We start from the raw sequence: 14,388 nt of genomic DNA on the forward strand, positions 1-14,388 counted from the left end.
CTAATTAAGCGGATAAGTAAACCGGCTAAGCCCTGAGGACTTAGCCGGTTTTGAGTTGGTTGGTATTGAAGAAGTCAGTTTCAGTGGAGGTCGTCCTCCTGACTGCCGCAACGCAGTCAGTTATTTCGTCATATACATGTACTTGTAGATCCATTGAGCGCCTACGGAGTTGTGAACCATACCGTGTAGCTTCATGTTCTTCAAATAGTAGTTATAGTTTTGATACAGTGGGGTTTCGGCCTGGTCATCGGCCAGGAGCTTTTCAGCTTGGAGCAGTTTGTTCCACCGTCCCGTGGCGCTCAAGTTGTCAGTCGTGGAGTCATTGATCAGTTTGTCATACTGCTGGTTCTTCCAGCCACCGTAGTTTTGGGGGTTATTGCTGAGCATTGGCTTTAAGAATTCGATGGGGTCCGCGATATCCGCCCCACGGCCCCCAATGTAAGCGTCATATTGGCCGTTAGTGCTCCGTTGGTAGGCAATCTGGTCCGGTACCGTTTGTAACGAAATGGTGAGCCCAGAGAGCTGCTTTTCAGCGGATGCTTTGACCAGTTCGGCTAACTTGCTGGAAGCATCATCGGTGGACGTCAGCAGGGAGAACTTCAACGTCTTTAAGTTAAGCTGGGCTAACCCTTTTTTCCAGTAAGTTTTGGCTAGACTGGGGTCATGAGTCACACTTTCGCCGGCATCTTGCAGTTTCCCAAAGTCTTCGTTTTTAGCGTTATAACTCAGGTAGTTCGTGACCATCCCAGTTGGTTGTAGGGCGGAACCGCTAAAGAGGTCTTTAACGATTTGCTTGCGGTCCAACGTCAGAGAAATGGCTTTACGGATGTTGACGTTGTTGAAGGCCCGTTTGAGCGTAGCGTCCTTTGAATTTTGGTTGTACAGAATGTAGTTCATGTACGAGTAAGGACCGGCAAATAGCCGTTTATCCCCCTTGAAGTTCTTGTACTGGTTACTAGACAGGATGGTAAAGTCTAGCTTTTTGGTTTGGTAGAGATTAAGACTTGTTTGGGGAATTGGTTCGTAGAACAGGTTGATTTTATTCAGTTTGACCTGGTCCTTGTCCCAATATTTATCATTTTTAACGAACGTCCAGTTCTTGCTTTCAGGTTCCCACTTACTCATCTTGAAGGGACCAGAATAGGCGACTTTGTCGGGCGCTGTACCGTATTCCTTGCCGTATTTATCCACAAGCTTTTTGTCCTGTGGCGAGAAGGCCTGGTAGGTCATTAGCTTGTCAAAGTAAGCAATGGGGTGCTCTAGGGTAACGACCAGCGTTTGGTCATCCTTGGCGACAGCTCCCAACTTATTAGCAGGAAGCTTACCAGCGTTGATGGCCATGGCATTCTTGATGCCTTTAAATATGTACGGGAACATTGACTTAGTGGCTGGCTTAAGTGAGCGCTGCCACGAGTAGACAAAACTCTGGGCATTGATTGGATCGCCGTTACTAAACGTGGCACCCTTGCGAATGGTAAATGTGTAGGTCTTGCCGTCCTTAGAAACGGTGTGTTTGGTAGCTAAAGCAGCGACCACTTTATGGTGTTTATCTACGGTCAGCAGGGTATCAAACAAATTTCCGGTCTGGTCGAAGCCACGAGACTTGGAAATATCTAACGTAGAGACTGAGAAGTTTGACGATAAGTTGGTCGTGCGCACCAAATCTTGATGAGATGCATCGGACTTTTTACCACAAGCAGCGAGCGTCAAAACCAGTGTTGCGGAAGTGGCCACCACAGCCAACCAACGCAGGTGGGACGATACTTGAGACATAAGAGAACCTCCTAATATAAGCTATTAACCACGTACCTCGCGCAGTCGCCACCATTGACGATGCCGTCCAAGGTACAACCAAGGATAGTATAGCAGGATTTAGCTAAACTAAGCAACTGTAAACTATCTTAGATAAATATAATTAATATTATAAAATGATTTTAACAATTCTCGGAAAATAGGTTACAAATAGCTGCGGCATTTCGTTAGTGTTAGTAAGGCGTGTGTTTAATAACTAGTGCAACCTTCAGACTAGTCCTGGATAATTAGTGAGCGGGAAGTTTTAAATGAGTTCAGGATACGGGTAAACTAGTCATTGGCGGGAAAGTGAGCCGCCTACATGGATCAGAATGGCACTTGACTGATGAGTTAGATATTCCTGAGATGCGTGCGAATTCCTACAGTCACCTGGTTACTGGTGTGTAGAGGTGAAACCGGACAAATCCTGGTTAGCCCGGCTTAAATCACGTCACATGCACCACGTTCTGATAGTGGTATTGGTGAAATAAAAGGACTATATTGCTTGTTAGACTGCGAAATGATGGTGTTTTAGCGCCATCAATCGGCAGATTGGCTGGGTATTTACGATACAGACAACCCTCAGTCAACATTCTAATGGATGAGGAAGGTTTCGGCATGACATGGTCACACTGGCAAGTCCCACCGTTTGAAACGAGCGTGTTCTTCGTCTTAGGCGTGCTTACGCTCTACTGGGTCTCTTATAATTGGCTGGCAACCTGGTTTCACAACCGGCATAGCAAGCTAAGTGACGACGTCATCAATACCTGGTACGGCGTCATCTACATGTTGGTTTTTGTCTTTAGTATTCAAACGCTAGTCATTGGTAGTCAGGATGCCTGGCAGTTCATGAATTTTCAACTGATTGCAATTATTTTCTGTGCGTATTTTCTAAATATTCACGTATCGTATTATTTCTTTTTCCCAATCGTTTTGATCTACATGGCCTTTAACGGTTCGTTGGGCTACTGGCAGTCGTGGGGGCACGCCGTAACATTGATGGCTTTCTTCTGGATACTCAATGATATTCGGGTCAGGTGTCACGGGCGGCACAGTATCTTTGCGGTGTATATGCTGGTGGGGGTGCCCTTTGGCGGTTTGCTGTGGCTGTGGATGAAACTTAAATTTGCGTTCACTTGGACAACGTTCTGGCAGGAATGGATCTACTTGGTAATTTTTGAGGCCTTGCTGTTTATTTATGTATCCATGCTATCTCATGATAGTGAAATCAAGGTGCGTCTGGCGAAATTTGCTAGTCACGATGCGCTCACCCAAACGGAAAACTTTGCTGCGTATACTAGCGCGATTGAAGCTTTGTTTGCGGAGAGTCGTAAGCAAGAGCAGCCGCTGACGATGATGATGTTTGATATCGACCATTTCAAACAGATCAATGACACCTTCGGTCACTCGGTGGGAGATCAGGTTTTGCGAGAAGTGTCGTCGGTGGTCCAGACCGTGATTGCGGCCAACGATGACCAGATCTCTTTTTATCGAACCGGTGGGGAGGAGTTTAACCTGCTCTTTCCGACGTATGACTTAGAAACGGCGGCCCCCGTGGTTCATCAAATCTTTGCGGCAGTGAACCACGTGACGATTGAGACGGAAGCGAATCAAATCAACGTCACGATTTCCGTCGGGGTAGCGGTTGCCAATACCGATGATCGGTCCCCCATGGACTTTTACAACCGAGTTGACAAGAATCTCTACCATTCCAAGCGTCACGGGCGGATGCGAATTACGATGGCTTGACTGCCACTTGTCGCACATTTTGACTTATATATGTTTGGAGCACAGAGAGGGTGTGAGACAAGAGTCTCACACCCTCTCAAACTTTAGATTGAACCAACCGCCGTTAGCAGATTCGCTGATGGCGCTCGGCTCGTGTACGTGAAGTCGTTGGGATACCGCTTGATTAGGGGCCAGCAGCAGTGGTACCTCAGAACGTAGCATACGACTTCTCACGCGGTGTTACATTATGGCTTATCTGAAGGCCTTCTGATAATTTTTCAGAATGGCTTCAAATCGAGTGAGAAGCCCAACCTTTGGCTGAAGCGTCCCCACGGCAGGCGGAATCCCTGACCACCGGAGCGCGACCAGGCTAACAGTAAAATATGAGGCTGATGCAAACAAGTTAACTGTCAGTTGTAAGTTAGCCCCATTTGTGATAATCTGACAACAGTTGCATAGAAATAAAAACGAATGAGACGGTCAGCGCCGGATTGGAAATGGGTGTTTAGCGAGCTAAGGATGGTGTCAGCTTAGCCACCCACTAATCTAGGAGAACTCCGTCTCTGTTGTGGGCTGAAACCTTAGGAGTAGGCCTCACCGTCCCCGTCACGTTAACAACGGTGCGTATGTTTAGTACGCTTATTAAAGTTGGTTTTGTATTAAAGACAATTTGGGTGGTACCGCGGAAAGATCTTTCGTCCCTGTTTGGAGGGATGATGGATCTTTTTTTGTGTCATCATCGGAATTTTCACTATAAAGGAGAGTAATCATGGCAGAAGTTTTAGTAAAAGATTTATTTAGCGACCAGCACTTTGCTGAGGATGAAGAAATTGTTTTACACGGTTGGGTTAAGACCGTTCGCGGTTCCAAGCGAGTTGGATTCATTGAATTAAGCGATGGTTCAAGCATGAAGCACGCACAAATCGTGATGCGTAGCGACTTGGAAAACTACGCCGAAATGACGAAGTTGCCTTTGAGTTCCACGATTAAGGTTGTGGGGACGGTTGTTTATACGCCAGACGCTAAACAACCATTGGAAGTTCACGCTTCTGAAATCGTGTTGGAAGGGGCTTCCGACAACGACTACCCCTTACAAAAGAAGAAGCACACGTACGAATACCTGCGGACCATGGCCCACTTACGACCACGGACGGACACGTTCTACGCAGTCTTCCGTATCCGGTCATTGGCAGCCTTTGCCATTCACCAGTACTTACAGGAACACGGATTTACCTACGTGAACACGCCAATCATCACGAGTAGTGATAGTGAAGGTGCCGGCGAAATGTTCCGGGTTACCACGCTGGACATGAACAACTTGCCTAAGACTGAGGACGGTAAGGTTGATGACAGCAAGGACTTCTTCAAGGCAGAAACGAACCTGACAGTGAGTGGTCAACTCCAGGTTGAAGCCTTCGCTCTGTCCTTACGGGATGTTTATACGTTTGGCCCGACTTTCCGGGCGGAAGATTCCCATACTGCCCGGCACGCCTCTGAATTCTGGATGATCGAACCAGAAATGGCCTTCGCTGACCTACACGACAGTATGAAGGTTTCTGAAGAACTATTGAAGTCCGTGGTATCCTACCTCTTGAAGCACGCCAAGGATGAATTGCAGTTTTTGAACGACAACGTCGATGACGACTTGCTGGACCGGTTGCATCAAACTATCGGTGAAAAGTTTGCGGAAATCACTTACACGCAAGCCATTGAAGAGCTGGAAAAGGCGCCAGTCAAGTTCGACGTTCCCGTTAAGTGGGGGATTGATTTACAGTCCGAACACGAACGTTACTTGTGTGAACAGGTCTACGGTCGCCCAACCTTCCTGACCGACTACCCACGTGACATCAAGGCCTTCTACATGCGCGACAACGATGACGGTAAGACGGTTGCTGCTGCCGACATGTTGGTCCCTCGTATCGGTGAATTGATCGGTGGGAGTCAACGTGAAGAACGAGTCGCCCAATTGGAACAAAAGATCAAGGACTTCAACTTGCCACCAAAGGAATACGAATGGTACTCAGAACTCCGGAAGTACGGCGAAACGCCACACTCTGGTTTCGGTATCGGTTTTGAACGGTTACTGATGTACGTCACCGGGATGGAAAACATCCGCGACGTGATCCCTTACCCACGTACGCCAGGTAACGCTGAATTCTAAAGTGATTGTTTAATTGCAAAAATAGCGCCCGAGATGTTTGTACTAGTCCCTGTCAAGTTGTCATATGAAATAATATAATTTTATGTTGTCTCTAAGCGGCCTCACTCCGGTATTCTACCGGGGTGAGGTCGTTTCTTGCTGGTGAGCGATCTAGGTGATTGAAGTAGTGGATTCCTTCCTTTACCAGCGCTTCAAATTCTTCGTAGGTTTTGGGCATTGGATGACGATCCATCCAATGCGTCTTGAACTCATTCCACCAACGTTCCATTGGCGCGTTATCGCAAGGCGTACCCGGTCGTGACATACTGCGTGTGACTTCGTAGGGGACCAGAAAGTTATTGAATTGTTTGGACGTATAAGCCGATCCGCGGTCAGTATGAACTACCGGATTGACGTCACCAGCGTACTCAAAAGCCCGCCGAAATACTTCGATTTCGGCATCTGCTGTTTCTGTTTTACTTAAGTTAGAGGCAATCAAGACCCGTCCGTAAAGGTCCAAAACGCCGCTCAACCGCATTTTGAACTGCCCATTAACGCCGTAAGATAATTCAGTTGAATCGGACAGCCAAACCTGATTAGGGGCGGTGGCCGTAAAATTTTGGTTCAAAAGATTATCTTGCATGTACTGTTCTTGTTCCTTGATTCTATGATGCTTCTTGACCCGAATCTGGCATCGAATCCCTAGGTTACCCATAATGCGTTTGACTCGCTTAATGGTAACGTCAAAGGTGATCTGCTCGTCTCGGTTCAGGTTTGATAAAATCTTACCAGCACCGATTGCTTGATGATGTTGTTTAAACCAATATGTGATGCGTTCTTCTAGTAGCTTTTCTTGAGCGCCCCAGACCGTTTCTTGACGGTGGAGGAACTTATTGTAGGCTTGCCGGCTCACGCCGACGTATGACAATAATTTTGTGATGGCACCGTGTTTCCCTTGACTGACCTCGCTGATTGCCCGATATGCCAGTCGATGTTGTTGTTTCACCCCTTGCGCTGAAGTTCCTGATATTTTTTTACAAATTCTTCCAGTAGTTTCATGTCGGCGACCTGACCTTCCAATTGTCGAATCCGTAGATTCGCTTTGTCTAGGTCGGTCACTTCTTTTTGTGCCTTACGGCGCCCACGGTTGTCTCTTAGAACCTCATATCCGCCATCTTTAGCCTTCATAACCCATGAACGAGCCTGCTGATAGGAGACTTGATAATGTTCGGCCGCTTCGCTATATGAGTGCTTGTGTTTGGTAATGAATTCAACGACTTCAATACGCTCTTCCCACGTGGTTTTTCGACTCATTTTCGGGACCTGCTTTCTTGACGGCGACGCCGTCACAGTTTTGTCCCTATTATACTTGGAAACCCAAGTCATTACTTGGGAAAATGAACGTAAACCATACTTCATAGCTAGTTCCTGTGCGGAACCTTCACCGTTCAAAAAGGCATAGATAACCTGTAGTTTGAAGGCACTACTGTAGTGATGATTTTTCTTGGCTTCCCTCAGTCCATCAAGGCCATCACGGTGGTATCGATCTAGCCACTGAGCCACCGTATGCTCACCTAAACCATTTGCTTTTCCAAAGGCTGTACTTGATAGTCCCGAAGCCTCAAATTCGTTAATCAATGCCAGCTTCTCCATGGCACTAAACTTGGCTCTTGGCATACAAAAAATCCCTCCGTCATTGTCAGATGAATTATATTATTTCATCTGACAACCACAGAGGGATCATAACAGTTTTCTCGGACGCTATTTTTGTGCTGGTGATTAAGTTTGATTCAACAACTAAAGGTTGAAAATTTGAAAATCATTATCAAGCCAAGAATAGTCAGGCGTTATAGACTTAAAATTAGTCTCACCCCGCCACCTGCGGCCTAAACAAGTTCTTGGAAATTAAGTTAGCTTAAGCGCTGCATCAGGGTCACATCGTTTAAGATGTCTTGCAAGGTGATTTTAGCCATTTTGGCTTCAGCCGCGGCTTGAATCTCCTGATAGTAGTGGCTCAAGACCTTGGGAACCGTTTGGCCGACTGGACAATTTTGAGACGTATGTGTGTCCACGTTCAGTAGGGGAGCTTGGCCGGGGAGCGTAGCGTAGATGTCACGCAGGGTGATTTCGGCTGGATTGTGTGCCAGTGCAAGTTGAGTGGGGCCGTGAGTGGGGGCTAACAACTGATGGTGTTTTAGATTAGCCATGATTTTCCGAATTAAGCTGGGCGATGTTTCAAGACTGCTGGCAATTTCCTGGCTAGTCATCTTTTTACCTTTAAAGTAGGCGATGTAGACCAGGACGTGGATGGTATCGCTGAACTGGGTGTTTGCCATGTAGAGGCTCCTCTCTGTTAAGATTATGTATTATATTCTATAACAGTTTGGTGTAAAAATCAGGTAAAACGCCCAACTAGTTTGTTTTATTGTGCCAATAAATTGACATTTTAGAAAAAAGCGGTTATTCTTAAAACTGTACTTAAAAAGAATACAAAATTTAAAAACTTATCAGGGGGTCTGCATTATGTCAGCAATCACGATTTTTGGTAAAGGTAACATGGGTCAATCAATCGGTGACGTCTTCAAGCAAGGCGGGAATCAGGTTAGTTTTATTGATTCTGCCGATCCCGTAGAAAACTTAGGATCAATCGTTGTTCTGGCCGTTCCTTACAACGCTGCATTAAGCATTGCCAAGGCGAACCAGGCGGCATTAGCAGGGAAAATCGTTATCGATATTACGAACCCACTGAGCTTTGAAACTTGGGACGAATTAGTTGTCCCAGCTGATAGCTCAGCCGCAGCCCAAATTGCGGCTTTACTACCAGAATCTAAGGTTATCAAGGGCTTCAACACAACCTTTGCGGCAACCTTACAGAATCGCAAGGTCGGTGACCAAGCACAAACGACAGTTATGGCTGCGGGTGATGACGCTGATGCTAAGCAAGCATTTGCTGATGCATTGACCGACAGTGGTGTGGCTTTCGTTGATGCCGGTTCCTTGAAGCGGGCTCGTGAACTCGAAAGCTTTGGCTTCTTACAAATGACCTTAGCGGCTAACGAAAAGATTGGCTGGACTGGTGGCTTCGGCGTTTTAAAGTAAACCAATCAGTATAATAGAAGAGTGTAATATGGAGACTCAAGCAGAGGTGAAAAGTGCTTGAGTCTCTTTTTGGGTAGTCCAATACGAAAATTGGAAAAGGGACCAACGTCATAATCAGACGTTGATCCCTTTAATACTACAATATAAATTTAATCATAATCGTGACTAATACTAGTGTAGCCAGAGGCGGCAAATAAAACGTTGGCTAGTTAGTCAACAACGACCAAGGACTTAATAGCTTCACGCTTAGTCATTGCTTGGTAAGCATCATCGATGTCATCCAGAGCAAAGGACTTTGTGAAGACCTTACCGGGGTGAATGTCGCCATCCAGAACGGCCTTCAACAAGAGTTGTTTGTCGTAAGTCGTTACGGAAGCAGGGCCCCCAGCAATAATCTTGTTGGTGTAGAAGGATGGTGCCATGTCGATCTTAGGTTCATGAGGCAGACCCACCCGGCCCACGATAGCACCTGGACGGGCGACCTTCATGGCCGTGTCGTTAGATTGTTCCGTACCGACACATTCCAAGACAGCGTCAGCGCCGGAGTTGTTGGTTAATGCCATGACTTTGGCAACGGCTTCGTCACCCCGTTCAGCAACAACGTCAGTGGCACCGAATTCCATGGCCAATTTTTGACGATCTTCGTGACGGCTCATTGCAATGATGCGCTTGGCACCACGCATTTGAGCGGAGATAACCCCACAGAGACCTACGGCACCGTCACCAACAACGACGACCGTGTCACCAGTCTTAACGTTGGCTACGCGAGCAGCGTGGTAACCAGTTGCCATGACGTCGGCTAGGCTCAGCAAGGACTTCAGCATTTCGTCGCTGTAGTCGGCTGGCTTGCCAGGAATCTTAACCAAAGCCCACTCGCCGTGTTGGAAACGAATGTATTCGGATTGCACGTCACTACTGAAGTTGTCCGTGTGGTTCTGGCAAGCACCGTCAAAGCCGGCCCGACAAGCAGCACAGTGGCCACAGCCGTGGGTAAATGGTGCAATGACAAAGTCACCGGGTTGAACGGTCGTGATGTCGGAACCGACTTCTTCAACGATCCCAATAGCTTCGTGACCGGAGTTTTCGGAGTTTTTCGCCTTGTCTTCTAAGCCGCGGTAAGCCCAGAGATCTGAGCCACACACGCAAGTCCGGACAACGTGAATAATCACGTCATCAGGTGCCTGAATCTGAGGCATATCAGCGTCAACGACTTTAACCTTACCTGGTTCTACAAATACAGTTGATTTCATCGTGTTACCTCCTAGATGTTTCTATCAAAAGTTTAAGCGTTCACAAATTGTTTGTAAAGAATGATTACTTTCGTGATGGTGCTTGGTCATCATGGATTAGCTTAGTGGGAAATTACCGGCACGTTCAATGCTTATTGCGTATCATTGTCTATGCTTAATGTACATGAGTTGAATCGTTAGTCGGGCCACTTTGCCATGACTTGGTCGATCAAGGGTTGGACGCGTTGTTTTTCTGATCGCAAAAAGTTGGCGTAAATGGTCAGTTGCGCTTGGTCATCACTGATGGGAATCCGAACGCGACTGTCATTTAGGGTAGTGGGGGATGCTTGGGTGGGATCGAGCGGATCAAAGATGGAGATGTTGGTACTGAAATAAGGAAAGTCAGCGAATTTTGTAATTTCATCGAAGGCTTCTCGCTGTTCCTGGTAGAGAAATTTGGCATTGGGAATTTCCTGCTGAATCACGTTACGCCACGGGCCAATATTAGTGAGGACAATGAAGCTAAGATCTTTTAGCTCGGCGAAGGTGATGGTCGATTGATTAGCCTGAAACATAAATTTATTTAGATTGACTGCTAGCCGTTCGTAGCCAACTAGCTGAGAGCTGGTAGTTTTAGAGGCGAGCTTGTGATCGGAAAAAATTAGTGAGTAATCGTGGTTGATGAGTAGTGTGTCAATGTTGGTTGCCAATAGCTCGTGGTTGATCGTGACGTTGGTGGGCAGGGATAGTGTGTTCAAAACGTAGAGGGGCCCTGGCAGCGTGGTGCCAATTTGCAGGGTTCGTTGGTCTTGATCAAAGCTATGAATTCGTGCAACTGCTTGGTTCTGTGCTTGGAGCAGGGCAGTGGCTTCTTGGGTAGCCAATTCGCCGGTGGGGGTCAGACTGAGTCGGTTGGGTTGACGGTCAAATAATTGAACGCCGAGGTCACTCTCCAATTTTTGCATGCCCCGCGTAACGGTGGGTTGGGTGACGTTGAGCTGCGTTGCAGTTTCGGCTAGGGTGCCGGTCTGAGCAAAGGTCACCAACTCTTCTAATAAGTAGTTTTCTAACATAACAAGTCCCTCCTAGTATACGTCACCTGTATGCTAGCATGTTTATCTGGTAATTTTCAACTAAGGCGTTTGCCAGTATAGTAGAGTCATTCAAGACATGAAGGGATGGACCAGCAAAATGACTACTGTACCAACAATTAAATTAAATAACGGGGTTGAGATGCCTCAACTAGGATTTGGCGTTTTCCAAGTACCTGATTTAAAGGAATGTGAAGAAGCCGTCGTCACCGCATTGCAAGCCGGTTATCGGTTACTTGATACCGCAACGGCTTATCAGAACGAAGAGGCGGTCGGTCGTGCCATCAAGAGAAGCGGCGTGCCGCGTGATGAAATCTTTGTTACATCAAAGTTGTGGGTGTCAGAATTTACTTATGAACGTGCTCAGCAGGGAATCAACGATTCTTTACAGCGGTTAGGTTTAGACTATATGGACCTATACTTGTTGCATCAACCCTATGGTGACACGATGGGGGCTTGGCGCGCTTTGGAAGAAGCCCAACAAGCTGGCAAGATTCGCGCGATCGGCGTCTCCAACTTTTATGCCGATCAACTGAAAAATTTAGAGTTGACGATGACGGTCAAGCCAGCCATCAATCAAATTGAAATCAATCCTTGGTACCAACAGCCCGAAGAGGTGCAGTTCAGTCAAGGCGAAAACGTACGAGTTGAAGCCTGGGCCCCCTTCGCTGAAGGGAAACACAATATTTTCCAAAATGAAACGATTGCCCAAATTGCGCAGGCTCACGGCAAGGCAACGGGACAGGTGATTTTGCGGTGGCTGCTTCAACGAGGTATTACGGTAATTCCGAAGTCAGTTCACAAGGAACGGATGATTGAAAACATGAACGTGTTTGACTTTGAATTGACGGACGCTGAAATGCGAGTGATGCAGTCGTTAGATAAGCAAGAGAGTCAGTTCTTTGATCACCGTGATCCCGTAACGATTGAACAAATTTTTGGATCAAGTTTGAAGCAACTTAGCTAAGGAGAGATGACAATGACAAATGCGCCAACGATTAAATTAAATGATGGTCATGACATTCCTGCCATTGGGTTTGGGACTTTCCAAATCCCGAGTGATGGGTCAACTTACCGTGCCGTACTCGAAGCTTTGCAGCTGGGCTATCGGCATATCGATACTGCTGTGGCATACTTTAACGAGACTGAAGTTGGGCAAGCTATTGCTGATAGCGGCATTCCACGTGACCAAATTTGGGTGACGAGCAAGTTGTGGCTCCAAGATTTTGGCTATGAAGCAGCTAAGCAGGCCATTGATGTTTCCTTAAAAAAACTCGGATTGGCTTACATGGATCTTTACCTGATCCATCAACCTTATGGGGATGTTCCCGGTGCTTGGCGCGCAATGGAAGAGGCCCAACTGGCGGGCAAGATTCGCTCAATTGGGGTTTCTAATATGACGCCTAAGATTTGGCAGAAGTTTGTGCCGCAGTTTGAGACAATGCCCGCCGTTAACCAAGTTGAGTTTAATCCGTACTTCCAGCAACAACCGTTACGCCAATTGATGGCTGAAAATGACGTGAAGCTGGAGGCCTGGGCGCCACTTGGTCAGGGGAATCAGGCATTGCTCAACAATCCCGTGATTACCAGTCTAGCCCAAAAGTACGGCAAGAATGCCGGTCAAATCATCTTAAGATTTGAAAATCAACTGGGCGTTATTGTTTTTCCTAAGTCGGTCCACGCTGCTCGCATTAAGAGCAATTTGGCTATCTTTGATTTCAAACTGACGCCAGCTGAGATGACGACTCTGGCTGGCTTGGATAAGGGCAAAGGGATGCATGATCCGGATGCTGACGGTGTTCAAGAGACGTTATTAGCTGCGTTCGACGTTCACGCTGACGACTAGCGGTTGTGAGTGAAAGATTGATAGGCGGTGCTGCCAGTGAGCGGTGCCGTCTATTTTTGTCGAATGCGCTCAGTTAGAGTGACCCCTCTGGTATAATGGAAGTCATTGTGAAAACAGGTAGCGGAGGAAAACATGAAGAGTAAAGATTATCAATTGAAGATTCCGGCGGCGGTCAGTGAACAGCTGCAATTGCTGGAAGATACGCCAGTTAAACTGGTTGTGAAGCGGGACCGGTTAGTCGTCCAGTTTGCGGAACCCCGCCAACAGGTCTTCCAAAAACGGGTAGTATTCTGGCCGCTCTTACTGGCCCTGTTTGCGAGTGTGGGGTTCTTTATTTTTTGTGTTTCGCAGGGGATGCACACGGTGAAACTGGTGGGGGAACAGTCTCTGGCAACGGCTATTATTCTGGTAGGGGTGGTGTTGGGGACATTACTCTTCGCGGGGTTCTTTATCCATGACCGTAATAATCCCTTGAATCACTTTACGAAAAATATCTACTGGCGAAACTTTCCGGTTATTGTGTTGTCATTTGCATTGATTCTGGCGTTAGTTCTCAGCGGGAGTATGTGGCTGTTAGGTGTCTTATTTAATGGCGCCATCTTTGGCTCGTTTACGGCTAGCATTATTCTCTTTGTCTTTAGTTTGGTTGTGAATGCCACGATGGTCTACTTTTCACTGATGGTAGATGCTGGTGTCTTGACCACTGTGCTGACGTTGGTCATCATCAGTGGTGTCGTCATCTCCATGGCCGTGAACAATCAGAAGTACTGGTGGCAACACAACCTCAGCTTTCTGGGAACGAACGGGGCGTCTAGTGGCTGGCAATTCAATGCGACGTTGATTTTCGCAGCGTTATTGATGATTGCCCTGATTGATTACCTTTTCGTGAGTCTGCATGAGGTCTTTCCCAATTCACGTCGTCTTTGGGTGTTACGTATTCTGTTAACGCTAACGGCAGTGGACTTGGGAATGGTGGGAGTCTTCCCTAACAACGCTATTTCTCATGACCTACACGATCAAGTGGCAACTTTCTTGGTGTACTTTATCATTGCCCTGATTATAGGCGTTCGTTGGTTGTTACCTCAGATTACGCGGGACTTCTTGTACCTGTCGTACGGAGTGGGGGTAGCGCTGGTGATTGCTGAAATCCTATTTAGATGGTTGGGGTACTTCTCATTGACGGCGTTTGAATTGATTGCCTTTGTCATGGCATTTGGGTGGTTGTTGATGCTCCTGGAACAGATTGAGGGATTGATTACAGCTGGAACGGAAGGCATGATTCAACAGACTAAACGTGTTTGAAAGCGGTCAGAGAAGAGAGTGAGAGAAACGTGGGTTAGTGGGTGATCGTTAGCGGCAACCGACGAATAATTCTGATATTGGCTGGCTTGCTTATCGGGGGTTCAGCGGAATTGTCTGGATATAGTTCAGAACCCAAGAAAAGGGTCGAGATGGTATGTCTCG

At 47.0% G+C, this 14,388-nt stretch carries 12 protein-coding genes; 6 read left to right on the forward strand and 6 right to left on the reverse strand.

The annotated features are described in order from the left end of the window. Window positions 1-120: 120 nt before the first annotated feature. Window positions 121-1,773: a peptide ABC transporter substrate-binding protein gene (locus AB3Y94_RS10120; RefSeq protein ID WP_367296109.1), complete on the reverse strand. Its 1,653-nt coding sequence runs from the start codon at window positions 1,771-1,773 to the stop codon at window positions 121-123. Window positions 1,774-2,409: 636 nt separating this feature from the next. On the opposite strand from AB3Y94_RS10120, the gene AB3Y94_RS10125 reads away from it, so the two are divergent. Then, a complete protein-coding gene (locus AB3Y94_RS10125) occupies window positions 2,410-3,540 on the forward strand; it encodes a GGDEF domain-containing protein (RefSeq protein ID WP_367296110.1) in 1,131 nt (376 codons plus the stop codon). Between the two features lie 748 nt (window positions 3,541-4,288). Beyond that, a complete protein-coding gene (gene asnS, locus AB3Y94_RS10130; protein ID WP_367296111.1) occupies window positions 4,289-5,680 on the forward strand; it encodes an asparagine--tRNA ligase in 1,392 nt (463 codons plus the stop codon). Window positions 5,681-5,771: 91 nt separating this feature from the next. Here asnS and AB3Y94_RS10135 read toward each other — a convergent pair whose 3' ends face one another. The 3 genes from AB3Y94_RS10135 to AB3Y94_RS10145 all read right to left on the reverse strand — a co-directional run bounded on the left by AB3Y94_RS10135 (window position 5,772) and on the right by AB3Y94_RS10145 (window position 7,995). Further along, window positions 5,772-6,665: an IS3 family transposase gene (locus AB3Y94_RS10135; RefSeq protein ID WP_367294846.1), complete on the reverse strand. Its 894-nt coding sequence runs from the start codon at window positions 6,663-6,665 to the stop codon at window positions 5,772-5,774. After that, entirely contained in the window at window positions 6,662-7,336 is a 675-nt protein-coding gene (locus AB3Y94_RS10140; RefSeq protein ID WP_367294845.1) for a helix-turn-helix domain-containing protein, read from the reverse strand. The genes AB3Y94_RS10135 and AB3Y94_RS10140 overlap by 4 nt, the downstream gene beginning before the upstream one ends. Window positions 7,337-7,569: 233 nt before the next feature. Beyond that, complete coding sequence (locus tag AB3Y94_RS10145; RefSeq protein WP_367296112.1) at window positions 7,570-7,995, reverse strand: Rrf2 family transcriptional regulator; 426 nt, start codon at window positions 7,993-7,995, stop codon at window positions 7,570-7,572. Between the two features lie 187 nt (window positions 7,996-8,182). Between AB3Y94_RS10145 and AB3Y94_RS10150 the strand changes: the two genes are divergently transcribed. Continuing rightward, window positions 8,183-8,758 carry an NADPH-dependent F420 reductase gene (locus AB3Y94_RS10150; RefSeq protein ID WP_367296113.1) on the forward strand — a complete coding sequence of 192 codons (576 nt, stop codon included), beginning with the start codon at window positions 8,183-8,185 and terminating at the stop codon, window positions 8,756-8,758. Between the two features lie 209 nt (window positions 8,759-8,967). Here the strand turns inward: AB3Y94_RS10150 and AB3Y94_RS10155 are convergent, their stop codons facing one another. Continuing rightward, the gene (locus tag AB3Y94_RS10155) at window positions 8,968-10,008 is read right to left on the reverse strand and encodes a zinc-binding dehydrogenase (RefSeq protein ID WP_367296114.1); all 1,041 of its coding nucleotides are present in this window, start codon (window positions 10,006-10,008) and stop codon (window positions 8,968-8,970) included. A 176-nt stretch (window positions 10,009-10,184) separates the two neighbouring features. Next, window positions 10,185-11,060 carry a LysR family transcriptional regulator gene (locus tag AB3Y94_RS10160; RefSeq protein ID WP_367296115.1) on the reverse strand — a complete coding sequence of 292 codons (876 nt, stop codon included), beginning with the start codon at window positions 11,058-11,060 and terminating at the stop codon, window positions 10,185-10,187. Between the two features lie 118 nt (window positions 11,061-11,178). Here AB3Y94_RS10160 and AB3Y94_RS10165 point away from each other — a divergent pair, with 118 nt between their 5' ends. The 3 genes from AB3Y94_RS10165 (at window position 11,179) to AB3Y94_RS10175 (ending at window position 14,226) form a co-directional block, all read left to right on the forward strand. Next, the gene (locus AB3Y94_RS10165) at window positions 11,179-12,045 is read left to right on the forward strand and encodes an aldo/keto reductase (RefSeq protein WP_367296116.1); all 867 of its coding nucleotides are present in this window, start codon (window positions 11,179-11,181) and stop codon (window positions 12,043-12,045) included. A gap of 12 nt (window positions 12,046-12,057) precedes the next feature. Beyond that, the gene (locus AB3Y94_RS10170) at window positions 12,058-12,924 is read left to right on the forward strand and encodes an aldo/keto reductase (RefSeq protein ID WP_367296117.1); all 867 of its coding nucleotides are present in this window, start codon (window positions 12,058-12,060) and stop codon (window positions 12,922-12,924) included. 132 nt (window positions 12,925-13,056) lie between these two features. After that, window positions 13,057-14,226, forward strand: coding sequence for a DUF998 domain-containing protein (locus AB3Y94_RS10175; RefSeq protein ID WP_367296118.1), 1,170 nt, complete (start codon window positions 13,057-13,059; stop codon window positions 14,224-14,226). Window positions 14,227-14,388 lie beyond the last annotated feature (162 nt).

This window comes from Levilactobacillus yonginensis (genome assembly GCF_964065165.1).
Classification (GTDB): Bacteria; Bacillota; Bacilli; order Lactobacillales; family Lactobacillaceae; genus Levilactobacillus; species Levilactobacillus yonginensis_A.